Consider the following 24,849-nt stretch of genomic DNA (forward strand, 5'->3'; position numbering starts at 1 on the left):
CGTCGACGGCGGAGAACTGCCCGGTGACTCCGATCGCGGCGCGTACGGCCTGGGGATCGGCGGCGAGGTCGTGACCGCCGACGTGCAGGTCGCCGGCGTCGGCGGTGATGAGGGTGGAGAGGATCTTGACGGCGGTGGTCTTGCCGGCGCCGTTCGGGCCGAGCAGGGAGAAGACGGTGCCGGCCGGTACCTCCACGTCGATGCCGTCGAGGACCGTCTTGTCGCCGTAGGCCTTGCGCAGTCCCCTGGCCGCGATGGCGAGTGTGCGCGATGTTCGTGTCGTCATGCCGCAGATGGTGCGGCAGGGCGCATTCAGCGCGGTTTCACCGTGGTTTCAGAGCCCTGAAGCTGCTTCGAGGGGGGTCACTTGCTGGTCGACGACTGAGTGCCGGTACCGGTGGCGGTGTCGGCGCCTGTGTCGGTGCCTGTGCCGGTGCGGGACCACGCGAGTCCCTCCAGATGCTCGACGCCCTGATTGAGCTCGATCAGCAGGTCGAGGAACTGCTGGGTCTGACCGCCCGCCCACCCGGACGCCTCGACGAGCCGCGCGGTCCCCGCGCGGCTGACGGCCCGATCGGCCTGCAGGCGCTCCAGGCCGAGCGCGGTGGGCCGGAACTTGCGTGCCATGCCCCCGTCGGGGTCGAAGATTCGCTCGACGAGGCCGTTGCGGAGCATGGCGCTGACCTGCCGGTTGATGGTGGAGACATCCACCTGGAAGGTGTGCGCCAGCTCCTTGAGCGTGAGCGGTTCACCGGTCTCCAGCCGCGTCAGCAGCACGTAGGCCGAGCGTTCCAGGCTCTGACCGATGCGGGGGCCCCGCGAAGCGACGAAGTGCCGGGACAGCAGCGTCAGTTCCCGTTCCAGATCACTCAGCCGGCGCTCTTGCTCGCTCATGTCCTGGTCCTGTCCCGCCGTCGATTCCCGCTCGCCATCGCGCATGACCGCTGAGTACGAGGAGCCACACCGGATCATGGCTGCGCATGGTGCATATCATGTGAATGATACACATCCTCCATGTGACGTCGTTCTCGTTCGGCCGTGACGGTTACCGAGAGGGCGACGTCGGTGTGGGAGGGGCAGTGAGGGCGGCGAGCAGGAGGTCCGCCGACAGCGCGGGTACGGTCCGGCCGCCGAAGCCCGTGGTCGTGGTCGCCGCGAGCAGGGAGTTGAGCACCGCTTCCTCGACCCCGTCCAGGACGGCTTCGAACAGCGGGCCGAGTTCGGCGTCCGCCACGGGGGCGCCGTCCGGTCGCGTACCGAAGGCGATGGCGTAGTCGCCGCTCCCGTGGCTGTAGGCCGCGCCCGTGCGGGCCAGGGCGAACACCGCGCGCCGTGCGACACGGGTGAGCTGCCGGGCGTCGAGAGGGGCGTCCGTGGCCACCACGATCATGCACGAGCCGGTGTCCGCGGCCGGCACCGCACCGTCGGCCCCGGCGCCCACGGACCACGGAGTCGGGGTGCGGCCGAGCACTCGCAGCGTGCCGCCGAAGTTCGCCTGCACCAGGACGCCGGCCGTGAAGGGTCGGCCCGCCAGGACGGGGGTGCGTGAGGCGGTCCCGATACCGGCCTTGAAACCCAGTGCGACGGTGCCGGTCCCCGCGCCGACGCACCCCTCGGCCACCGTTCCGCCGGATGCCGTGTCGAGGGCCGCCCGGACGTGCTCCTCGTGCACGGGTCGCGCACGGATGTCGGACAGCAGGCCGTCGTTGCACTCGCCCACCACGGGGTTGAGGCTGCGCACCTCCTCGCATCCGGGCCGCTCGAGCACCCAGCCGACGAGGGCGTCCGCGACGCGGAACGCGGACAGGGTGGAGGTGAGCAGGACCGGGGTCTCCAGCGTGCCGAGTTCGGTGATCTGGGTGGTTCCGATGAGTTTGCCGTAGCCGTTGCCGGTGAAGACCCCGGCCGGCAGGGGGGTCCGAGGGCTGACGAGGTCGGGCACGACGGCGGTGACTCCGCTGTGCACGTCGGGCTGCCGGCGAACGGTGGTGTGTCCGACGCGGACGCCCGGCACATCGGTGATCGCGTCGAAGGGCCCGGTGCCGGCCGGTCCGATCACGATGCCGAGATCACGGGCCCGGCGCCGGGTGGTGTCGGGCGGGGACTGGGGATGCGGCTGCGCTTCCATGCGGCCGCACGTTACGCGTCGGGCCGACGACAGATACGGGGAACAGGGCGCCCCGGTGGTGACCGGCGCCGATCGACGGGCCTGGGGGCACGGTCGGCTTCCCGGCCACTCCGCCCGGGCCGTCAGTCCGGCGGTGCGGGACGTGGCGGCGCGAGGCTCCGCTCGAGTTCCTCCACGGCATCCGTCCACAGGTCGGGCAGCCGCTCACCGAGAGGGAGCGCGTGGTCGACCGTGAAGGAGACCTCGGCCCGGTCACCGAAGAAGGCCAGACCCGCGCCGAAGAGGTGGCCCGGTAGGAGCAGCGGCAGCAGGGCGGCTCCCGTGACGCCGGTGGTGCCCAGCGCGCCGCTCTCGGCGAGCGGGACGGACGTGGCCACCATCGCCGTGACCTCCGGGGAAGTGATCTGCCGCATGTACCAGGCCGTGGGCCCGGCGGGCATGAATCTGACCAGGTCGTCGATGGCCTGTCGCCGTGACCTCCGCTTCACGCCGGAGGTCTGCGCGGCCACGAGCTCCAGCCGTCGTGACGGCGAGTCCTCGGACAGGGGGAGCCGCACGGGGACGGCGAAGGTGCGGTTCCCCCAGGTCTGCTCCTCGTCGGGCCGGCGTGCGTCCACGGGCAGCAGCGCCGACACGCGCCGCAGACCGACGCCCGCCTCCCGTGACCACCTGCCCAGAGCACCTGCCAGCGCCGTGAGATGGGCGTCGTGCGCCGAAGCCCCCCGTGGCGTGCCGATGTTCCGCAGCCTCTCCAGGGGCACCCGGGCCCGCAGCAGCCGCCGTCGTCCACTGGGCACGAAGGACGCCGCGGGCCGCCGGCCGGGGACGGGCAGGACGCCGAACGCGAACCTCGCCCCGAGCCCCAGCGCCATGACCGTCCTGCGCAGGTGGTCTCCCCTGCCGTGCGGAGCGGGGGGCGGCCTGCGGGCGGGCTCACCGGTGCCGAGCAGGGTACGGAAGGCGAGGGCGGCGGCGACGCCGTCCTGGCACACGTGGTCGAACCGGTAGCAGACGGCGTACTCGTCGGGCGCCGGACCGTGTACCAGCCACACGCCCCAGGGAGCGTCACGGGGGAGTGGTGCGCCCAGGGCCGCCTCCAGGGGCGACCGGGGCGCGTCCGGGCCGGCCGACACCACTTCGTGGACATGGCGTTCCAGCGTGAAGGTCTCGTCCGGTCGCCACACAGGGGGCCGCGCGGTCCGCTCCAACCGGTAGGTCATCATGGGGAGACGCCGCAGGCGCCCTCCGACGTAGGCCCGGAAATCCTCCAGCCGCGGGGGCCGGCCGTTGAGATACGCGATGCCACCGGTGTCCCAGTGGGCTTCTGGATGGGCCCGCTCCAAACTGAGGTACGCCCGGTCGATGGGGTGGGTACGCACATCCGCGGCCATGGTCATCATGCTTCCGTTCGCTCGAACGGCCTACATCGGGACTGAAAGCACAAGCTAGACGCCGCTCGCGCCGGGAGTCGTGATCTCCGGAGGGCCATTCATCCATTCGGATGAAGAGTTCGAGCGTCAGTTCGTCAACTCTCGTACGGGTGTAATCCCTACGAGGATGAGTATGGGCGGATGTGGTCTCGCCTTCCCCCGCCACCTGTCACTGTGCTCGATGTGCGTGCGGCGCGTCCGAGGGGGAGGGGTCGGGATGTGGGTGGGTGAGTCGGTGGTGCGGAAGCGAATACTTCCGTCCGCTTCCGCGTGGCGTGACCCGGGGGAGCCGCGGTCGTGAACGTCGCCCTCACCGGTGCCACCGGCTTCCTCGGCCTCCGCCTGCTGCGGCGCCTCCTGGAGCGGCACGGATCACTGACCGTGCTCACCCACGCGGCGTCACCGGACGCCCTCGGCCGCATCGCCCGATTCCTCGAGCTGACCGGCGCACCGGAACGACTGACCGCGCGACTCCCCACGACGGTCCGGGTGGTGCCCACCGACCTGGGCCGGCCGCGCATGGGGATCCCGGCGGTGCGGTTCGGGGAGCTGGCCGACAAGCTGGACGCCATCTGGCACAGCGCCGGCTCCATCAACCTGGAAGGCGATCTCCCCTCGCTGCGCCGCGTGAACGTCGAAGGCACGCGGTCCGTCCTGGAGTTGGCCGCCGCCGGACGCCGTCGGCCGGTGGTCTACCACGTCAGCACCGCGTTCGTGGCCGGAGCACGACGCGAGGGTGTCGTCTATGAGGACGAACTCGACGAAGGCTTCGGCTTCGAGAACTCCTACGAGCGGTCCAAGTACGAGGCCGAGGCCCTGGTGCACGCCTGGGCGCGGAGGCACCGCCGACCCGCCGTCGTCCTGCGGCCGAGCATCCTGGTCACCGACCATCCACCGCACCCGGAGCTGCCCCGGCATCCGCTGCAGGTCATGGACCAGCTCGTGCGGGACGCCCTGCGCGCCGCCGGCCTCGCCGGCTCACGCCCCCGCGGCACCGGCCTCCCCGTGGTACGACTGGTCGGCCGACGCTACGGCCACCTGAACGTGATGCCCGTCGAGGACGCGGCAACCGCCATGGCACGCCTGGCCGACCGGGAACCCTCCGGCAGGGTCGACACCTATCACGTCGTCCACGACCACGACGTGCCCGTGTCGGCGGTCACCGAACTCATGGAGCGGCTCGCCCCCCTTCGGGCCCGCCTGGTCGCCAGGAGACCCGACGACGTGTCCGCCCTCGAGGCGTCCATGGACTTCTACCCCGGCATCACGCCGTACCTGAGCCACCTCCGCCGCTACGACGACACCCGGGTGCGCACCCTGCTCGGACCTCCCCGACCGACCGCCCGGGTGGACGTCGACTACCTGCTGTCCGGTCTTCGCCCGACGCTCCCGGAATGTCCGACAGGCGCGCGTGCGACGGGCCCGCACTGAGGGCGGCCCCCGCCCCTGCCTCTCTCCCGCCCCTGACCCCGCCCCCGCCGGGACCCCGCCCTCGTACGCACGCCTTTCCTTGGAGCCCGCCCTTGTCCGTTCCCACCCGGCCCGACACGACCGGCGCGCATCCACCCGACTTCTCACCCGAAGCGGTCACCGCCTGCACCCGGCGGATCCGGGAGCACGTCCACATCGTCACCGACAGCACCCGCCAGGCACTCGGCCTGACGCTCGGCCCCAGGCCGGCCGGCGAGGTCGTCGGCATGCTGCCGCCGCTGTACCCGGAGTGGCTCGGCGGACGCACCTTCTGCGAGGCGCACGGTGTCCGCTTCCCCTACGTGGCGGGCGAGATGGCGAACGGCATCGCGACCACCCGGATGGTCACCGAGATGGCCCGCGCCGACATGCTCGGGTTCTTCGGTGCCGCGGGACTCGGACTTCCGGAGGTCGAGCGTGCCGTGCGCGAGCTGGCCGGCCGGCTCGCGGACAGGACCAACTGGGGTGTGAACCTCATCCACTCGCCGGCCGAACCGGAGCTCGAACTCCGGGTCGCCAAGCTGCTGCTGGACCACCGTGTGCCCTGTGTGTCGCTGTCGGCGTACATGGAACTCACCCCCGCCGCGGTGCTGTGCGCGACCCGCGGACTGCGCCGGGACGGCGACGGACGGATCCGGCGCCCCACCCGGATCCTCGCCAAGATCTCCCGGCCCGAGGTGGCCGAGAAGTTCCTCACGCCCGCGCCGCCCGACCTGCTGCGCCGGCTCGTGGAGCAGAGCGAGCTCAGCGCCGAGGAGGCCGAACTGGCCGCACACCTCCCGGTGGCCGAGGACATCACGGTGGAGGCCGACAGCGGTGGGCACACCGACAACCGGCCGCTGGGCTCGACGCTGCCCCGCGTGCTGGCCCTGCGCGACGACATCACCCGACGCCTCGGCTACCGGCGCCCGGTCGGGATCGGCGCCGCGGGAGGGCTCGGCACGCCCGCCGGGGTGGCGGCCGCGTTCGCGCTCGGGGCCACCTACGTGGTGACGGGGTCGGTGAACCAGACGGCCACGGAGGCCGGTATCTCCGACGACGCCAAGGCCATGCTCGCCCAGGCGGACGTCGCCGACGTGGCCATGGCCCCCGCGGCCGACATGTTCGAGCTGGGCGTCACCCTCCAGGTGCTCCGCCGGGGCAGCATGTTCGCCCCCAGGGCCGCACAGCTGTACGCCGCCTACCGGGCGTACCCGTCACTGGAGGAACTCCCGACCGCGGTACGGACGAAACTGGAACGGGACATCCTGCGGGCCTCCGTCGACGAGGTGTGGGAGAGGACCGAACGGTTCTGGGCGGCTCGCGACCCGGAGCAGATCACCCGGGCGCGCAGCGATCCCAGGCACCGGATGGCGCTGGTCTTCCGCTGGTACCTCGGCAGCTCCAGCCGCTGGGCCATCGAGGGGGACACCACCCGGCGCGCCGACTACCAGATCTGGTGCGGCCCGGCGATGGGCGCGTTCAACCGGTGGACCGCCGGCGGCTTCCTCGCCGAGCGGGCGAACCGCACCGTGGTGCAGATCGCGCTCAACCTCCTCGAAGGCGCGGCGGTCCTCACCCGGGCCCACCAGCTGCGGACCTACGGCGTCCCGGTCCCGGCCCCGGCGTTCGACTACACACCGCGCAGGCTCGCGTGACGGCGGCCCACCCCCCGGACCCGGAAGACGGCGTCCCACGACAGGAGGAACCCGTGACCGCCCCCCACTCCCCGCAGGTCCCCGTCGCCGTGGTCGGCATCGGCGCACTGGCCCCGGGCGCGACGAGTACTACCGAGTTCTGGCGGAACGTCCTCTCCGGCCGGGACATGATCACGGACGTGCCGCCGTCGCGCTGGCTCGTCGAGGACCACTACGACCCCGACCCCGCCACGCCGGACAAGACCTACGCGCGCAGAGGGGCGTTCCTGCCCGAGATCGGCTTCGACCCGCTCGCCCACGGGATCCCGCCGGCCACCCTCCCCGCCACCGACACCAGCCAGTTGCTCGCCCTGATGGTGGCCGACCAGGTCCTCGCCGACGCCGGCGGGCTGTCGGGTGTGGACCGTGAACGGGTCGGCGTCGTCCTCGGAGCGACGTCACTGGAACTGCTGGGCCACATGCAGGGACGGACGCAACGCCCCGTGTGGCTGAAGGCGCTGCGGGAGCACGGTGTCCCCGAGGCCGAGGCCGAGGCCGTGTGCGACACCATCCGGGACCACTACACACCCTGGCAGGAGTCGACCTTCCCCGGGCTGCTGGGCAACGTCGTCGCCGGACGGATCGCCAACAGGTTCGACCTGCACGGCACCAACCACACCACGGACGCCGCGTGCGCCAGTTCCTTCGCCGCGCTCTCGACCGCGGTCGCGGAACTCTCGCTGGGCCGTGCCGACCTGGTCGTCAGCGGTGGTGTCGACACCCTGAACGACATCGGCATGTTCATGTGCTTCTCGAAGACGCCCGCGCTGTCGCCGACCGGGGACTGCCGGCCCTTCTCCGAAGCGGCCGACGGCACGATGCTCGGTGAGGCCGTCGTGATGTACGCGCTCAAGCGGCTGTCCGACGCGGAACGCGACGGAGACCGGATCCACGCGGTGATCCGCGGGATCGGCGCATCGTCCGACGGCAGGGGGACGGCGATCTACGCGCCCCTGCCCGAGGGCCAGGCCCGGGCGCTGCGGCGCGCGTACGAGCAGGCGGGGTACGACCCCGGCACCGTGGAACTGGTCGAGGCCCACGGCACCGGTACCAGGGCCGGAGACGCCGCCGAACTCGCCGCGCTGCGGACCGTGTTCGAGGAGAGCGGACGCTCCCAGCGGCAGTGGTGCGCGATCGGCTCGGTGAAGTCGCAGATCGGCCACACCAAATGCGCCGCGGGCGCCGCCGGCCTGCTCAAGGCGGTCATGGCCCTGCACCACAAGGTTCTGCCGCCGACCATCAAGGTCGAGCGGCCCAACTCCGCCATACGGACGGGTGACAACCCCTTCTACGTCAACACCGAGGCACGCCCCTGGGTGCGCGCGCCCGGCCACCTGCGCCGGGCCTCGGTGTCCAGCTTCGGCTTCGGCGGCAGCAACTTCCACATCGCCCTGGAGGAGTACGTACCGTCCGAAGGGCGGCCGGGCCGCCGCGCGTGGCGCAGCAGGAGCGCGCCCACGGAGCTCGTCCTGTTCAGCGCCCCCTCGCCGGACGCCCTGCTGGAGCGGACCATCGACAGGGGCCGCCCACTCGCCGAGACGGCGCGGGAGAGCCAGGCCGGGTTCAGGCCCACCGACGACGTACGCCTGGCCGTGTCCGCCGCCGACACCGACGACCTGTGCGACAGGTTCGCGCGGGCCGCCGCGGCCATCCGGCAGCGACCGCGCACCGCGTTCTCCGCCCCGGGGACGCACTACGCCACCGGAGCCCCCGCCCTCGGCAAGGTGGCCTTCCTCTTTCCGGGGCAAGGCTCCCAGTACGTCGGTATGGGCGCCGACCTTGCCATGTTCGCGCCCACCGCCCAGGCCGTCTGGGACCGCCTGGGCGGCGCCCGGTACGAGGATCGAGCCCTGCACCGCGTGGTGTTCCCCCCTCCGGCCTTCACCGACGAGGAGCGGAAAGTCCGGGCCGACCAGCTGAACGCCACCGAGTGGGCCCAGCCCGCGCTCGCCGCGCACAGCGTGGCCCTGCTCGAGGTGGTGAGCGGTCTCGGGCTGCGGCCCGACTGCGTAGGCGGCCACAGCTTCGGCGAGCTGGTCGCCCTGCACGCCGCGGGAGCCCTGGACGCCGAATCCCTGGTCGCCCTCGCCCGCACACGGGGGGAGCTGATGCGGGCGGCGGCCGGCACACCCGGGGCCATGCTGGCGGTGTCGGCGGGCCCGGACCAGGTGACGGCCGTCCTCGACGAGGCAGGCGTGAGGAGGGTCTGGCCGGCGAACCACAACGCGCCGGACCAGGTCGTGGTGTCCGGAGAGACGGGGGAGATCGAGGCCGCCGAGCGGGAGTTCCTCGCCAGAGGCCTCTCCTCTCGCCGACTGGACACCTCCCACGCCTTCCACAGTCCGCTGGTCGCCTCCGCGACCGAGCCACTCCTCGGCTTCCTGCGCGGCATGCCGCTCACGGCGCCCGTGACGGACGTGTACGGCAACGCGGACGCGTCGCCGTATCCGAGGGACCCCGACGAGGTGCGCCGCAGGATCGCCGAGCATCTGGCCTCGCCCGTGCTGTTCAACGAGCAGGTCGAAGCGATGTACGCCGCGGGAGTGCGGACGTTCGTCGAGGTCGGCGCGGGGGCCGCACTCACCGGCCTGGTCGGGCGGATTCTCGGTGACCGCGAGCACACGGCGGCCGCCCTGGACCGCCGGGGCCAGAACACAGTCAGCACCCTGCACAGTGCGCTCGGTGAACTCTCCGTGCGCGGCGCGCAGTTGGACTACGCACCCCTCTGGGCGCCGTACGGGCCGTCAGGAACAGCAGCGAAGGAGCGCGAGCCGCGCATGACCGTGCAGATCAGCGGTGCCAATTACGATCAGCCCTATCCCCCCTCGGGCGGGGCGTCCGAACTGCCCCCACCCAATCCGCCGCGGAGCCTGCCGACGCCCGCGCCGGCCCCCGTGTTCGTACCGGCCGCGGAGCCCGTACCGGATCCGGCCGACACCGACACCGACACCGACACCGACACCGACACCGACACGGAAACCAGTACTGATCCCGATGCGGCGCCGGCGCTCCGGGCGGACCCTCACTGGGCGGCCATGGTGGAGAGTGTGCAGCGGCAGGCGGCGGAGGCCCACGTCGCCTGCCACCGCATGCTGGCCGACAGCCATATGGCGTTCCTCAAGATGACGGAGACGACGCTGGCCGCGCTCCTGGGCTCTGGACGCGAGGACGATCCGGCACGGCCCACGCCGCCCCGGTCGTCCACCGTCGCACCGGCACCGCCGACCCCGTTCACGCCTCCCGTTCCCGGTCCCGAGCCCCGGACCACCGCCCCGGCTCCCCACCCCCTGCCCCGGACCTTCGTTCCCCCCACGGCCCCCGGCGTACCGCCCGCTCGCGCACCCGAGTCCGCCGTCCGCTCCGCTCCGGCCCCTTCCGACGCGCCGGCCGCCGCGACCCCGGACCGGTTCGAGGAACTGCTCCTGACCGTGGTGGCCGAACGCACCGGATACCCGGTCTCCATGCTCAACGCGGACATGGAGCTGGCGACGGACCTGGGGATCGACTCGATCAAGCGGGTGGAGATCCTGTCCGCCGTCCGGCAGCGGGTGGGCGACCTGCCCACCGGGGATGTGGCCGAGCTGGGCAGGCTCAGCACCCTGCGCGAGATCGTCGACGCCCTCGCCTCGGCCGCCGCGCCCGTCGCCGAACCGACCGCCCCGACCGAGGCGCCCGTCACGAAGGAGGAACCGGCAAAGCCGGTGGAACTCAGGCGGCTGGCCCTTCGAACGGTGACCGTGCCCGCGCCCGGCCTGGAGATGGCCGGACTCGACGACGGGCCCGTGTCGGTGGTCGGGGGGCCCTCACGGATCGCCGCTCTGGTGGCCGGGAAACTGACCCGTCGCGGCGTCCGGGCGGAGCCCGCGACCCGGGTCCCCGACGGCGCACGCGCTGTCGTCCACCTCGGTGGAATGGCCGACGTCGGCACCCCCGAGGAGGCCGGGCGGATCCTGCGGGAAGCCCTGGGCGCGGCGCGCTCGGTCGCGCCGCGCATGGAGGCGACCGGAGGGGCCTTCGTGACGGTGCAGGACACGGGGGGCGACTTCGGTCTCGACGGCAGAGAGCCCGGTCGCGCATGGCTCGGCGGTCTCGCCGCCCTGGCCAGGACCGCGGCGAGGGAGTGGCCGGCCGCGTCCGTCAAGGCGATCGACTGCGAACGCGGCGGCCGGGACGCCGAAGCCGTCGCCGAGGCGATCGTGGGAGAACTCCTGGAAGGCGGACCGGCTCCGGAGGCCGGCCTGCGCGCGGACGGCACCCGCCTCGTCCCGCGCGCCGTCGCGGCGCCGCTGGAACCGGGCACGCCGACGGGCATCGGCCCGGAGTCGGTGATCGTGGCCACCGGGGGAGCGCGGGGGGTGACCGCGGCCGCCCTCGCGGACCTCGCCCGGACCCACCGGCCCCGTATCGCCCTGCTGGGCCGCACGGAACTGCCGGCCGAGCCCCCCGGGGCGGCCGAGGCCACCGACGAGGCCGCACTCGTGCGGCAACTCGGCGCCCACCGCGCCGACGGCACGAGCCCCGCCGAGATCAGCGCACGGGCGAGGGCGATCCTCGCCGCTCGAGAGGTCCGGGCGACGCTCGCCACGCTGGAGGAGGCCGGCTGCCCGGTCCGATACCTGCCGGTGGACATCAGGGACGGCGAGGCCCTCGCGGCCGGACTGCACGAGGTGCGTGCGGCCTGGGGCCCCGTCACCGGGATCGTGCACGGCGCCGGAGTGCTGGCCGACAAGCGGATCTCCGACAAGACGGACGAGCAGTTCGACCGGGTGATGTCCACCAAGGTCGACGGCCTGCGTACGCTGCTCGCGGCGACGGCCGACGACCCGATCGAGCTGATCTGCCTGTTCTCCTCGGTGGCCGGGGTCTTCGGCAACGCGGGGCAGAGCGACTACGCGATGGCCAACGACGTACTCGACCACGTGGCGTCGGCCGAGCGGGCCAGACGGCCGGACTGCCTGGTGCGCTCCATCGCCTGGGGGCCCTGGCGCGGGGGCATGGTGACCCCGGCGCTGGCCGAGCACTTCGGCCGGTCGGGCATCGAGCTGATCCCCGTGGACCGGGGCGCGGCCGCGTTCACCGCCGAACTCGGCGCCCCGGCCCGTGACACCAGGATCGCGCTGGTCGCCGGCGCCGAAGACGCGACACCGGACGGCGCGGGTGATCCGTCCCCCGCCCGGATCAGGATCACGTCCACCACGCACCCCTACCTGGCCGACCACCGGGTCACCGAGGAGCCGGTACTGCCCGTGGTCATGGCCCTCGAGTGGTTCGTCCGCGCGGCGGGAGCCTGGCGTCCCACAGCCGGCGGGCCGGTCCTGCGCGACGTGCGGGTGCTCGACAAGGTCACCCTGCCCCGGCTGGCACACGAGGGCCACCGGCTCACCGTGCACGGCCGCCGCCGGATCGTCGGCCCCCCGTCCGGCCTGGAGGCCGAACTGCGGGACGAGAACGGGACGTCGCACTTCCGTGCCGTACTGGACTTCGAAGCGGCACCCACGGAAGGGGAGCCGTGGGCGACCGTCCCCGAGCCGACGGGCCCTGCGGACACGACCGACCGTGCCGTGCTCTACGACGGGCGGACCCTCTTCCACGGGCCACGGTTCCAGGCACTGCGTGCCCTGCGGGGCGTCGGGTCCCACGGAGCGGAGGCGACCGTCGTGGGCGTCACCGAGCTGGGCTGGGGCGACGACGCCTGGGCGACCGACCCGGCGGCGGTGGACGGCGCGCTGCAACTCGCCCTGCTGTGGACGGAACACGCCCTGGCGGGCGATTCCCTGCCGATGGCCGTCGCGGAGTGCCGCGTCCACCGGCGCGGCCCCGCTCCGGACAGCCTGCGGTGCGTGGTGCGGGCCCGGAAGGTGCACGACACCGGCGCACGGTGCGACGTGGCCCTCTTCGACCCGGACGGCGCCCTGCGCACGGAACTGCTCGGGGTGGAGCTCGTACGACGTCCCGACTGAACGAGCGTGCCCCGCGCCCCCGTTCATCCGTACGCGTGCGACTCGTGGAGTGAGACAGTATGGGATTCGAACCGATCGCCGTCGTCGGACGGGGCTGTGTACTGCCCGACGCGCTGGACCCGGACACGTTCTGGGACAACATCGCCGCACGCCGTCGCAGCCTGTCGTCGGTCCCCGGGGAGCGGTGGCGGCTGCCGCACCGCTGGGCCATGGGCACCGTCGACGACCACCGCGACCGCACCTGGACCGACATCGGAGGCTACGTCCGGGGTTTCGAGCAGGTCTTCGACCCGACCGGCTTCCTCGTCGTACCGGAACGGATCCTGACACTGGACCCGCTCTTCCACTGGGTACTGCACGGCGCCCGGCAGGCCCTGGCGGAGTCCGGACACCAGGGGCCACGGGAACGCACCGGCCTCGTACTGGGAAACCTCTCCTACCCCACGAGCGCCGGGTCGGCCTACGCGGAACACGTCTGGCTGTCCGCCCAGGAACCGCACGTACGGGACGCCCTGCTGACCGGCACCCGCCGCTTCCGCCCCGACGCGCGCAACCGCTTCTCCGCCGGACTGCCCGCCCACCTCGCCGCGAACGCCCTCGGACTCGGCGCGGGCGCCTTCGCCCTCGACGCCGCCTGCGCCTCCTCGCTGTACGCGATCAAGCTCGCCTGCGACCGACTGCACGACGGCACGGCCGACATGATGCTCGCCGGCGCGGTGAACCGGGTCGACAACCTGTTCCTTCACATGGGGTTCTGCGGCCTGTCGGCGGTGAGCAGGTCCGGTCGCAGCCGCCCCTTCCACCGGGACGCCGACGGTCTGCTGCACGGCGAGGGCGCCGGGTTCGTGGCCCTGATGCGGCTGCCCGACGCACTGGCGGCCGGCGCGTCCGTCCTCGGGGTGATCCGGGGCATCGGGCTGTCCAACGACGGACGCGGCAGCGGCCTGCTCAGCCCGGCCCAGGAGGGGCAGGAACGAGCGATGGCTCTGGCGTACTCCACGGCGGGCATCGCGCCGGAGACGGTCTCGCTCGTCGAGTGCCACGCCACGGGCACCCCGCTCGGAGACGCCGTGGAGGCCCGGAGCATGGCGCGGACCTTCGCGGCGGGACACGACGTCCCCATCGGTTCCGTGAAGTCCAACGTCGGTCACCTGCTGGCGTCGGCGGGGGTGAGCGGGCTGCTCAAAGTGCTCGGCGCGATGCGCGCGGGCCTCCGTCCGGCGACACTCGGAGCCGACCGGCCCCTCGCCGGACTGGAGGGCACACCGCTGCGTGTGCTGAGCGAGCCGGAGCCGTGGCCGGGGTGCCGCAGGGCCGCCGTCAGCGCCTTCGGTTTCGGTGGCACCAACGCCCATCTGGTCGTCGACGCCTGGGAGGGAGACAGGGAGCCGTCCCGCGCGGGCGGAGCCCCCGGCCCGTTCCGAGCGGTCCGGGACGTCACCGCTCCGGGTTCCGCCGCTTCGGGGCCCGACGCCCCGGCGGCGGATTCGGCGATCGCGATCGTGGCCGTCGGGGCGCGAGCCGGCGACGGGGCCGGCACCGAGGACTTCCGTCGCGCCGTCCTCGACGGTGAGCGGTGCGGCCCCACCACGAAGATCGACGTCGCACTGCCGGACCTGTGCTTTCCGCCCGTGTCGCTGGAGAGCACCTCGCCCCATCAGCTCCTGGTGCTGGAAGCCGCCCGTGAGGCCGTGCGGGGGGTGTCGCTGCCCCGTCGGCGGACCATGGTGCTCATCGGGGCGGGAGTGGACCTCGACGTGGCACGCGGCGGCGCGCGCTGGAGACTGCCGCACTGGGTGGAGCGGTCCGGGTTCGACGTCGGCCCCGGCCTCCTCGCGCGCGCCCAGGACGCGTTTGTGCCCTCCATGGGAGCGGAGCGGGTGGTCGGCACCCTTCCCAACCTCGTGGCCAACCGGATCAACACCCAACTCGACCTGGCGGGGCCCGGCTTCGCGGTGTCGGCGGAGGAGGCGTCCGGCCTGGTGGCGCTGCGACTCGCGGCCCGGGCCATCAGGGCCGGCGAGGCCGATGCCGCGCTGGTCGGCGCCACCGATCTCGCCTGCGGAGCGGTGCACCGCACCGCCCTGCGCGAACTCGGCCACGAGACGGAGACCGGGGACGCGGCCGTCGTCCTGGTGCTGAAACCGCTCGCCGCCGCCCGCAGGGACGGCGACACCGTGCTCGCCCTCCTCGACCAGGAGAGCGAGGGAGCGGGTGAGGGCGAGCCGGATCTGCTGGTCGGGGACGCCGAAAGCGAGTCGGAACCGTTGGCCGGAGACGGCGAGACGGCCACGTTCGACCCGGCGTCGCTCTTCGGCCGGGTCCACGCCGCCCAGGGACTGCTGTCCGTCGCGGTCGCCGCGACCGCCCTGCTGCATCGCGCGGTGCCCCGGCCGGGTGAGCCCGCCGAGCCGCGCGCCGACCTGCGCACCGCTGAGGCGGTCGTCACGCCGCTGGAAGCCCCCACCACGCGCGTCCGGTTGCGTGCGGGTGACGTCCGGCCCCGGGTCCGGGGAGCCGTGCCGCGGCTGCACGTGTTCTCCGGGGGCGACCGGCAGGAGGTGCTGGCCGCGCTGGACCGGGGGGCGGAGTCCTGGGACGGTCCCGCCCGCCTGGCTCTCGTCGAGGGCGACGCCGACTTCGACGCGTGCGTGCGGGGCGCCCGGCGCTGGCTCGCCGAGGGAGGGGTCAAACCCGGCGGTGTGGGGTACCGGGACGCGCCGGTGGCCGGGGAGACCGTGTTCGTGTACACCAACGGCTCGGCCGCCTACCCGGGCATGGGACGAGAGCTGCTGCTCGCCCTCCCTTCACTCGGTGAGACCGTTCTGGCCAGGCACGGTGCGGTCGCCGAACCCGTGGACCCCGGGGCCGAGTCCGGGCCGACGACGCTCGACCGCATCCGCGGTGCCGCCCGGCTCGCCACGGTCCACACCGAGCTGTGCCGCGGGCTGCTCGGCCTGCGACCGGACGCCGCCATCGGCTACTCCTCCGGCGAGACCGCCGCCCTGGTGGCCCTGGGGGCCTGGCCGGACGCCGAGGGCCTGTACACGGCCGCCCGGGAGAGCGGCCTGTTCACCGTGGAGCTGACCGGAGAACTCCGCGCGGTACGGCGGGCGTGGGCACGCGCCGGTGTGCGGGGGACCCGGTGGTCCAGCTATCTGGTCACCGCGCCCCTCGAACGGGTCAGGCACGAAATCGCGGAACACCGGGCCGTTCACCTGATGGCGGTCAACGCTCCCGGCATCTGTGTCGTCGGCGGAGAGTCACGGGCCTGCGCCGCTGTCGTGGGCCGACTCGGAGCCGGCAACGCCATCGCGATCGACTACGACCTCGCCGCCCACGCACCGGAGTTGGCCGAGATCCGCGAAGAATGGAGGAACCTCCACCTGCGGCCCACCGCCGAGGTGCCCGGCGTGCGGTTCTACAGCGAGGCCGACCGGCAGGCCTACCTTCCGACGGCCGAGCGGGCCGCCGATGCGATCACCGCCCAGGGCCTCGGCACGATCGATTTCGCCGGCACGGTGGAAAGGGCCTGGGCCGACGGCGTCCGGATCTTCGTGGAGCAGGGGCCGGGTGGACTGTGCACCGGGTGGATCAAACGGGTGCTCGGCGCCCGTGAGCATGTCGCCGTCGCCCTGGACGCTCCGCACGGCAGGGGCCTGCGGCAGCTGTACCTGGCCGTGGCCGAACTCGCGGCAGCCGGTGTGCCCGTACGGGCGGACGCGCTGTCCGCCGCACTGCGGAGCGCTGCGGAGGCGGACGTGCGCACCGGTCGGTCCCTGGAGGTGCGGGTGCTGGGGGAGCCCCGGCTGCCGTCGTCGATCGGCCTGGCCGTGGAGACCCTGCCCGTGGCGCCTCGGCTGGTTCCCGTGCCCATGCCGGAGCCCGGCCAGTGCGTCCCGTCCGGTCGGCACGTCCCGACGGCTGTGCCGGCTACGGCCGCCGCCGTGCCCGGCGTATCCGGTGTGCCCGGCGTACCCGATGTGACCGGTGTGCCCGCCGTGCCCGGTGTACCCGCTGGACCCGCCGTACCCGGCGCGACCGGCGGGCCGGACGCCCTGCCGGCGGACCGGCGCGTTCTGGCCGCCCGGCACGCCCTGCGCGTGGCGGCGATCCACCAGGACGTCATGGCCGGACAGACGCGGCTGCACACGCAGTTCCTGCGGATCACCGAGCGGGCCGTCGCCGCCCTGCGACACGCCCCACCCGTGGCAGTCGCGCCTCTCCCACCGCTACCGGCGGCGCCCCGGCCCGGACCCCGCTTCGACCGGGCCCAGTTGGAACACCTGGCCTCGGGCCGGATCTCCGCCCTCTTCGGGCCCGAGTTCGCCGCACAGGACGCCTACGCGGTGCAGACCCGGATGCCCGAACCACCGATGCTGCTGGCCGACCGCGTCACCGGCATCGACGCCGAACCGGCGGCACTGCTCGCACCCGGCCCGGCGAACCACCGGGGCACCATCTGGACGGAGACCGACGTCCGTCTCGACAGCTGGTACCTCGACTCCACCGGCCGGATGCCCTGCGGCCTGATGGTAGAGGCGGGTCAGGCGGACCTCCTGCTCATCAGCTGGCTGGGCATCGACCTGCTGACCCGTGGCGAGCGGGCCTACCGGCTGCTGGGCTGCGAACTGACGTACCACGGAAGCCCTCCGCGCGCGGGGGAGACGCTGTCGTACGAGATCCACATCGACGGACACGCCGAGCACGACGGCGTCCGGCTGTTCTTCTTCCACTACGACTGCCACGTCGACGGCAGGCTCCGGCTCAGCGTTCGCGACGGCCGGGCGGGGTTCTTCACCCAGGACGAACTCGGCCGGAGCGCCGGAGTGCGGGCGGACTCCGCCGAGAGCCCGCCCGGCCATGACCTCCCCACCGACCCCCCTGCCGTCCGCTGCGAGTACGGCGCCTTCACGGCGGAGCAGGTGCGGGCCTTCACGCAAGGGCGGCCCACGGACTGCTTCGGGCCCGGATGGGAGCGGGCCGCGGCCCACGTCAGGTCACCGCGTACCGACGGGGGAAGGCTCCGGCTGCTGCACGAGGTCACCGCGTTCGACCCGGCAGGCGGGCCGTGGGGCCGCGGCTACCTGCGCGCCGAGACCCCCGTCGCGCGGGACGACTGGTTCTTCGACGGGCACTTCAAGAACGACCCCTGTATGCCGGGGACCCTGATGCTCCAGGGCGGCACGCAGGCGATGGCCTTCTACCTGGCAGCCATGGGCTTCACCATCGACCGGGACGGCTGGCGCTTCGAGCCGGTCGACGACGCCCCCAGCACGGCCGAGTGCCGGGGCCAGGCCACGCCGAACAGCCGACGCATCGTGTATGAGGTGTTCGTGCGCGGGGTGTCGGCCGGACCGGTGCCGACCCTGTACGCCGACGTGCTGGGCACCGTCGACGGGTGCCGGGCCTTCCACGGCCGGCATGTCGGGCTCCGGCTGGTGCCGGACTGGCCACTGGCCCACTGGCGCGAGCTCGCCCCGCCGGCCGGGCAGCCCCGCGGCACCCCGGTACCGGTCGCCTCGCCCGGTGGCCTGGTGGGGCACCGCGAGCCCACGGCGGTGGCAGTGGTGGACGGCTTCGCTTTCGACTACGCCTCGCTGCTGGCGTGCGCGTGGGGCAGGCCCAGTGAGGCGTTCGGCCCGGCCTACGAGCGCTTCGACGGCACTCGGAGGGCCGCACGACTGCCCGGCCCTCCCTACCACTTCATGAGCCGCGTCGTCGCGGTGGAAGGGCCGCCGAACGGGATGCGCGAAGGCAGCGGGGTGACAGCCGAGTACGACGTTCCCGACCAGGCCTGGTTCTTCGAGCAGAACGACGGCGGGACGATGCCCTTCGCCGTCCTCATGGAGATCGCCCTGCAACCGTGCGGCTGGCTGGCCACCTACGTGGGCAGCGCCCTGACCAGCCACGTCGATCTGCTGTTCCGCAACCTCGACGGCTGCGGAACGGTCACCGGTGAGGTAACCCCCGCCACGAGGACCGTGCGCACCCACGCCGAGCTGACCAGTGTCTCGCGCGGCGGCGACATGATCGTCGAGTCGTTCACGGTCCGGTGCGTGGCCGACGGCGAGTGCGTATTCGAACTGTCGACGGTGTTCGGGTTCTTCCCGCACGCGGTCTTCGAACACCAGGAGGGACTCCCGGTCCCGGCGGCCGACCGGGCCCGGCTCACGGCACCGTGCGACCACACGGTCGATCTCACGACGCGTTCCGGGCCCCTCTTCGACGGTCCGGCGCGACTGCCCGGCCCCATGCTGCTGATGCTCGACAGGATTACGGCCTACTGGCCGGACGCGGGCGGCGCGGGTCTCGGCCGGTTGCGGGCGGAGAAGGACGTGGACCCCGGGGAGTGGTTCTTCAAGGCGCACTTCTTCCAGGATCCGGTACAGCCGGGGTCCCTCGGCGTCGAGGCGATGTGCCGCCTGCTCCAGTACTACATGATCGAACGAGAACTCACGGACGGCATCCCGTCTCCCCGGTTCGAGCCGGTGACGCCCGGTCAGGAGATCACGTGGAAGTACCGGGGCCAGATCACCCCGGAGACCCGATTGATCAGGGTGGACATGGAGATCATGGACATCGGTGAGGACGCGCGAAGCCGATGGGCCACCGCCGACGCGACGCTGTGGAGCGACGACACCTGCGTGTACCGCGTTCAGGCGATCGGTATGCGGGTGGTGGGAACGCCGGCCGCCCGCAGCCGGTGGCGGAGCTGACCGGCGCGGGACGGCCCCGCGACTGCCGGGCGCGGGGGCGACCGGGCGAGACAGCGCGCCGACCGCTCGTCCTGCGAGGCCGCTGCTCCGGTTCACGCCAGGTGGAAGACCTCGGAGAGGGGGCGCATGGCGGCATCGGGCGCCCGCCCGTCCAGTTCCTCGAAGAAGTCCGCCATCTCGGCCTGCCAACGCGCGTTCACCTCGGTGGCGTCCATGGCCGCCCGGGCCGCCTCGAAGTCGTCGGTCTCGAGATAGCCGACGAGCAGGCCGTCCTCCCGCAGGAAGAGGGAGTAGTTGCGCCAGCCGGCTTCGGAGAGCGCGGCGAGCATGGCGGCCCACACGTCCTTGTGACGCTCGCGGTATTCGGCGACCCTCCCGGAGCGGACCTTGAGAAGAAAACACACGCGTTGCATCGGATCACCCTGCTGTCGAGCGTGGGGGCCCCGACGGTCGCCGGGGCCCACGACTGATGTACGGATCAGAAGTCGTGCGCGTCGATGTTGCTCTTGTCGAAGACGGTCGGCTCACCCGGGGAGACGACACCGTCCGCACCGATGGTCATGGTGCCGAGAGCTCCGGCGGCGAAGGTCTCGCCCTCCTTGCCGGTGATCCGGCCGGATTCGAGGGCGACCGCGGCGTGGGCGGCGAGTGCGCCGAGCTTGGCCGGCTCCCACAGCTCGAACTCCTCGACGGTGCCGTTCTTGACGTAGGCACGCATGTCGTTCGGGGTGCCGAGCCCCGTCAGCTTGACCTTGCCCTTGTACTTGGAGCCGGACAGGTACTGGGCGGCGGCCTTGATGCCGACGGTCGTGGGCGAGATGACGCCCTTCAGGTTCGGGTACTCCTGCAGCAGGCCCTGGGTCTGCTGGAAGGACTTCTGGGCGTCGTCGTCCCCGTAGGCGACCTTGACGAGCTCGATGTCCTTGTGGGCGGGCTTCTTCAGCTCCTCCTTCATCACGTCGATCCAGGTGTTCTGGTTCGTCGCGGTCTGCGCCGCGGACAGGATCGCGATCTCGCCCTTGCCGCCGATCTGCCGGGACAGCGACTCGACCAGGGTGCGCCCGAGGTCCTCTGCGGAGGCCGGGGAGACGAACACCTGGCGGCAGTCCTTGTTGGTGTCGGAGTCGTAGGTGACGACACTGATGCCGTTGCGCATGGCCTGTTTGAGGGCGGTGCACAGGGCACCGGGGTCCTGCGCGGAGACTGCCATGGCGTCGACCTGCTGCTGGGTGAGGGTGTTGACGTAGCTGACCTGACCGGCGGTGTCGGTTCCGCTGCTCGTGCCGACCTCCTTGAAGGTGGAGCCCAGTTCCTCGAGCGCCTTCTCGCCACCCTTGTCCGCGGTGGTGAAGTAGGGGTTGTTGACCTGTTTGGGCAGGAAGGCGACGGTGAGGCCCTTCTTGGTCTCCGCGTCGGGATCGGCCTTGCCGACTGCCGCGCTGCCGCTGTCCTTGGACGCGTCGTCCTTGGTGGTGCCGCCGCAGGCGGTGGCGCCGAGAGCCAGGGCGGTGGCACCGGCGAGGGCGAGGGTCAGGCGACGTGATCGGGCGGTGCTGCCGAACATGGGAGGTTCCTTTGCCTGGCGGGAGGGAGGGGGAGGGGGCCCTTGCGGCCTGGCGTACCGGCCGGGAGGGCGGAGAACAGCCGGTGAGGACGGACTACGGGGAAGGGGCCGTCAGCGGTGGGGGAGCGCCGTTCTCCCCCTGGCCCGTGCCTGGGAGACCTGGCGGCCGATCCGCGGGGCGAGAACGGAGATCACCAGGAGGACCCCGGTCGCCACGGTCTGGGACTGCGCGGAGACGTTCAGCAGACTCATGACGTTCTGCATCGTGCCGAGCAGGAACACACCGGCGACGGCGCCGCCGAGCGTGCCCTTGCCGCCGTCGAAGTCGATGCCGCCCAGCAGCACCGCGGCGATCACGGACAGCTCCAGCCCGGTGGCGTTGTCGTAGCGGGCGCTGGCGTAGTGCAGCGTCCAGAAGACGCCGGTGAGAGCGGAGACCACACCCGTGGACACGAACATGGCCAGCTTGAGCCGCTTGACCCGGACACCGGCGAAGCGGGCGGCCTCCTCGGAGGCGCCGATGGCGAACAGCGAACGGCCCAAGCGCGTGGCGTGCAGCACGACGACGGCGATCGCCAGCAGGATGACGAAGGGGACGACGGCGTACGGGAGGAACGTGTCCCCGAACCGGCCGGCCCCGAAGTCCAGGTACTGGGCCGGGAAGTCGGTCACGGAGTCGGATCCGAGCACGATCTGCGCGATGCCCCGGTAGGCGCCGAGCGTGCCGATGGTGACGGCCAGCGAAGGAAGCCCGAGCCGGGTGACGAGAAGACCGTTGACCAGGCCGCACACCATGCCGAGCAGGACGCAGAGCAGGATGATCGTCTCGATCGCCACGCCGGCGTTCCACAGCGCGCCCATCACGGCACTGGAGAGACCGGCCGTGGAGGCCACCGAGAGGTCCACCTCGCCACAGACCACGAGCATCGCCATCGGCAGGGCGATCAGGGCGATGGGCAGGGTGTTGCCGATGAGGAACGACACGTTCAGGGCGTTGCCGAAGTTCTCCACGAAGGAGAAGGAACAGATCAGCAGGACGACCAGCAGAACGCCGACCGAGGTGTCCCAGCGCACCGCGCCGCCGAGGCGGGAGAGCACGGGAGACTTGACGGTGGTGTCAGGCATGACGGGCACTCCTCGACTGTGCGGCCTTCTTGCGCAGGGCTCGGGAGACTCTGAGCGCCAGAACCCGGTCGACGGCGATGGCGAGCAGCAGCAGGAAGCCGTTGAGGGCGGTGACCCAGACCGAACTCACGCCGAGGGCGGGGAGCACACCGTTGATGGAGGTCAGCAGTACGGCACCGAGCGCGGCGCCGTACACGGTCCCCGATCCGCCGGTGAAGGCGACGCCGCCGACTACCACGGCGCTCACCACGACGAGTTCGTATCCGTTGCCGGTGTTGGAGTCGACGTTGCCGAACCTGGACAGGTACAGGGCGCCGGCGAGACCGGCGAGCGCCCCGCAGACCACGTAGGCCGTCATGACGCGGGCCCGGACCGGGACACCGGCGAGCCGGGCGGCCTCAGGGTTGGACCCCAGGGCGTACATGTCCCGCCCGCTGCGGTAGTTGCGGAGGTAGTAGGCCACGACGACCAGGACGGCCACGGTGAGCAGTGCGAGGTAGGGCACCGCCCGGATGCCGTCACTGCCGAAGTTTACGAAGCCGTCGGGCAGGGCACTCGCCGTGATCTGCCGGGAACCGACCCAGATCGAGTCGATGCCGCGGATGATGTAGAGGGTGCCCAGAGTCACCACCAGTGCCGGCACCTTGCCCAGACTCACCAGTGCGCCGTTGACCACGCCGAACAGCGCGCCGACCCCCACGGCCAGCAGGACGGCGACGAGCGGGTGGCCGCCGTCCTCGAGGTAAAGCCCCGCTGTGAAGGCGGAGACGCCCAGCACGGAGCCGACCGACAGGTCGACGTTGCGGGTGATCACCACCATTGCCTGGCCGATCGCGACCAGCACGAGAATGGTCGCGTTCAGCAGCAGGTCCCTGATGCCCTGCTGCGACAGGAACTGCGAGTTGGACAGCTGGGTCGCGCCGAGCATCACCACCAGCACGGCGAACACGGCCAGTTCACGGGCCTTGAACATCCTGTCCAGGAGCCGCCGCCCGGTGGCGGATTCCGCCGCGACCTTTGGCCGCACAGGATCGACGGTCGTGGTCATGCCGCCTTCCTCCCCCGGTCGGTGCGGCCGGTCGCGGCTGCCATCACGGTCTCCTCGGTCGCTTCCGCCCGGGGGAACTCCGCGGTCAGCCGGCCCTCGTGCATCACCAGGACGCGGTCTGCCATACCGAGGATCTCCGGCAGGTCGGACGAGATCATCAACACCGCCACGCCGTCTGCGGCGAGCGAGGACAGCAGGCGGTGCACCTCCGCCTTCGTCCCCACGTCGATACCGCGGGTCGGCTCGTCCACGATCAGCACCTGAGGAGCCGTGGCGAGCCATTTGGCCAGTACGACCTTCTGCTGGTTGCCGCCCGACAGCGTCCCCACCACATCGGCCAGTCGCGCGTACTTCACCTGCAGCCTCGTCGCCCAGTCCACGGCGCGGCTGCGCTCGGCCCGCCGGTTCATCAGCCCGGCCCGGGAGGTGTCCGCGAAGCCGGTGAGCCCGATGTTCCGCTCGATGGACATGTCCATCACCAGGCCCTGGGCGCGGCGGTCCTCGGGCACCAGGGCGAGACCGGCGGCCATGGCCAGGCTCGGAGCTCCCGGAGGAAGCTTCCGGCCGCGCACCTCGACCTCGCCGCCGTCGAACCTGTCGACACCGAAGACCGCCCGGGCCACCTCACTGCGGCCCGCCCCGACCAGCCCGGCGAGACCGAGGATCTCGCCGCGCCGGACGTCGAGGGAGACGTCGGCGAACACTCCTTCGCGGGTCAGCCGGCGCACGCTGAGGGCGACCTCGCCGATCCGCGACTCCTGCTTGGGGTAGAGCTCCTCCAGATCACGGCCGACCATGCGGCGCACCAGCCCGTCCGCGTCGAGCTCCGAGAGGGGCTCACTGGCGATCCAGGCACCGTCCCGCAGGGTGGTGACCCGCTGGCACAGCTCGAAGATCTCCTCCAGACGGTGCGATATGAAGAGAATCGCCGCCCCCTGCTCACGCAACGTCCTCACCACCCCGAAGAGCCGGGCCACCTCGCTGCCGGTGAGGGCGGCCGTCGGCTCGTCCATGATCAGCACGCGTGCGTCGAAGGACAGCGCCTTGGCGATCTCCACCAGCTGCTGGTCCGCGATGGAGAGACCGCGGGCCGGCTGCTCCGGGTCGAGGGCGACCCCGAGGCGGGCGAAGAGACCGGCAGCGGCCGACGCGACCGTGCGGTGGTCCACCCTGCCCAGGGAACGCCGGGGCTGCCGTCCGATGAAGATGTTCTCCGCGACGGACAGGTCGGGGAAGAGCGTCGGCTCCTGGTAGATCACGGCGATCCCCGCGTCGCGGGCGTCCGCCGGACTGTGGAAGCCCACCGTCTCGCCGTCGAGGAGGACCGTTCCGGTGTCCGGACGGTGCACGCCCGCGAGGGTCTTGATCAGGGTGGACTTGCCGGCGCCGTTCTCGCCCGCCAGGGCATGGGCCTCGCCCGGGTACAGCCGCAGTGAAACGCCACGCAGAGCTCGGACGGCACCGAAGGACTTGCTCACTCCCTCCAGGGCGAGCACCGGGGTGGTCTCCGGTTCGGGATGAGTCATGAGTTCTCCCCAAGTACGTGTGCCGAGCGGAAACCCCTGCTGTGAAATGTTTCAATGCGATTGCCGGGAAGCTAGCTTCAGCCCGTCCGGGGCGTCAAGGGTCCGAGACGCAAGTCGTTGCCCGGATGTGCGACGGGGCGGCAGGCGACATATGGGCCGAGTGCCGTGAGGACCCTTGACGGCAGGTGTGCCACGGGTTAGTT

13 protein-coding genes are annotated in these 24,849 nt (G+C 72.3%); 4 read left to right on the top strand and 9 right to left on the bottom strand.

Translation table 11 applies throughout. The annotated features are described in order from the left end of the window. The 4 genes from ABEA26_RS14775 to ABEA26_RS14790 form a co-directional block, all read right to left on the bottom strand. On the bottom strand, window positions 1-286 hold a 286-nt coding region (locus ABEA26_RS14775), incomplete at its 3' end, for an ATP-binding cassette domain-containing protein (protein WP_345592639.1). 77 nt (window positions 287-363) lie between these two features. Further along, entirely contained in the window at window positions 364-894 is a 531-nt protein-coding gene (locus ABEA26_RS14780; RefSeq protein ID WP_345592640.1) for a MarR family winged helix-turn-helix transcriptional regulator, read from the bottom strand. A gap of 151 nt (window positions 895-1,045) precedes the next feature. Beyond that, a complete protein-coding gene (locus ABEA26_RS14785) occupies window positions 1,046-2,128 on the bottom strand; it encodes a P1 family peptidase (protein ID WP_345592641.1) in 1,083 nt (360 codons plus the stop codon). A gap of 122 nt (window positions 2,129-2,250) precedes the next feature. Continuing rightward, a complete protein-coding gene (locus ABEA26_RS14790; RefSeq protein WP_345592642.1) occupies window positions 2,251-3,519 on the bottom strand; it encodes a wax ester/triacylglycerol synthase domain-containing protein in 1,269 nt (422 codons plus the stop codon). Between the two features lie 336 nt (window positions 3,520-3,855). Between ABEA26_RS14790 and ABEA26_RS14795 the strand changes: the two genes are divergently transcribed. The 4 genes from ABEA26_RS14795 (at window position 3,856) to ABEA26_RS14810 (ending at window position 19,383) form a co-directional block, all read left to right on the top strand. Next, window positions 3,856-4,989 carry an SDR family oxidoreductase gene (locus ABEA26_RS14795; RefSeq protein ID WP_345592643.1) on the top strand — a complete coding sequence of 378 codons (1,134 nt, stop codon included), beginning with the start codon at window positions 3,856-3,858 and terminating at the stop codon, window positions 4,987-4,989. 92 nt (window positions 4,990-5,081) lie between these two features. Beyond that, window positions 5,082-6,665, top strand: coding sequence for a PfaD family polyunsaturated fatty acid/polyketide biosynthesis protein (locus tag ABEA26_RS14800; protein ID WP_345592644.1), 1,584 nt, complete (start codon window positions 5,082-5,084; stop codon window positions 6,663-6,665). 53 nt (window positions 6,666-6,718) lie between these two features. Beyond that, window positions 6,719-12,664 carry an SDR family NAD(P)-dependent oxidoreductase gene (locus ABEA26_RS14805; protein WP_345592645.1) on the top strand — a complete coding sequence of 1,982 codons (5,946 nt, stop codon included), beginning with the start codon at window positions 6,719-6,721 and terminating at the stop codon, window positions 12,662-12,664. A 59-nt stretch (window positions 12,665-12,723) separates the two neighbouring features. Beyond that, complete coding sequence (locus tag ABEA26_RS14810) at window positions 12,724-19,383, top strand: beta-ketoacyl synthase N-terminal-like domain-containing protein (RefSeq protein WP_345592646.1); 6,660 nt, start codon at window positions 12,724-12,726, stop codon at window positions 19,381-19,383. A 92-nt stretch (window positions 19,384-19,475) separates the two neighbouring features. Here the strand turns inward: ABEA26_RS14810 and ABEA26_RS14815 are convergent, their stop codons facing one another. The 5 genes from ABEA26_RS14815 to ABEA26_RS14835 form a co-directional block, all read right to left on the bottom strand. Next, window positions 19,476-19,796 (bottom strand): L-rhamnose mutarotase, encoded by a 321-nt coding sequence (locus tag ABEA26_RS14815; RefSeq protein WP_345592647.1) that lies wholly within the window; start codon window positions 19,794-19,796, stop codon window positions 19,476-19,478. A gap of 65 nt (window positions 19,797-19,861) precedes the next feature. After that, window positions 19,862-20,947 carry a rhamnose ABC transporter substrate-binding protein gene (gene rhaS, locus ABEA26_RS14820; RefSeq protein WP_345592648.1) on the bottom strand — a complete coding sequence of 362 codons (1,086 nt, stop codon included), beginning with the start codon at window positions 20,945-20,947 and terminating at the stop codon, window positions 19,862-19,864. Window positions 20,948-21,058: 111 nt separating this feature from the next. Then, entirely contained in the window at window positions 21,059-22,072 is a 1,014-nt protein-coding gene (locus ABEA26_RS14825) for an ABC transporter permease (RefSeq protein WP_345592649.1), read from the bottom strand. After that, window positions 22,065-23,120, bottom strand: coding sequence for an ABC transporter permease (locus ABEA26_RS14830; RefSeq protein ID WP_345592650.1), 1,056 nt, complete (start codon window positions 23,118-23,120; stop codon window positions 22,065-22,067). The genes ABEA26_RS14825 and ABEA26_RS14830 overlap by 8 nt, the downstream gene beginning before the upstream one ends. After that, window positions 23,117-24,646 carry a sugar ABC transporter ATP-binding protein gene (locus ABEA26_RS14835; RefSeq protein WP_345592651.1) on the bottom strand — a complete coding sequence of 510 codons (1,530 nt, stop codon included), beginning with the start codon at window positions 24,644-24,646 and terminating at the stop codon, window positions 23,117-23,119. Before ABEA26_RS14835 ends, ABEA26_RS14830 begins: the two co-directional genes overlap by 4 nt. Window positions 24,647-24,849 lie beyond the last annotated feature (203 nt).

This window comes from Streptomyces marokkonensis, from assembly GCF_039539045.1.
GTDB lineage: Bacteria > Actinomycetota > Actinomycetes > Streptomycetales > Streptomycetaceae > Streptomyces > Streptomyces marokkonensis.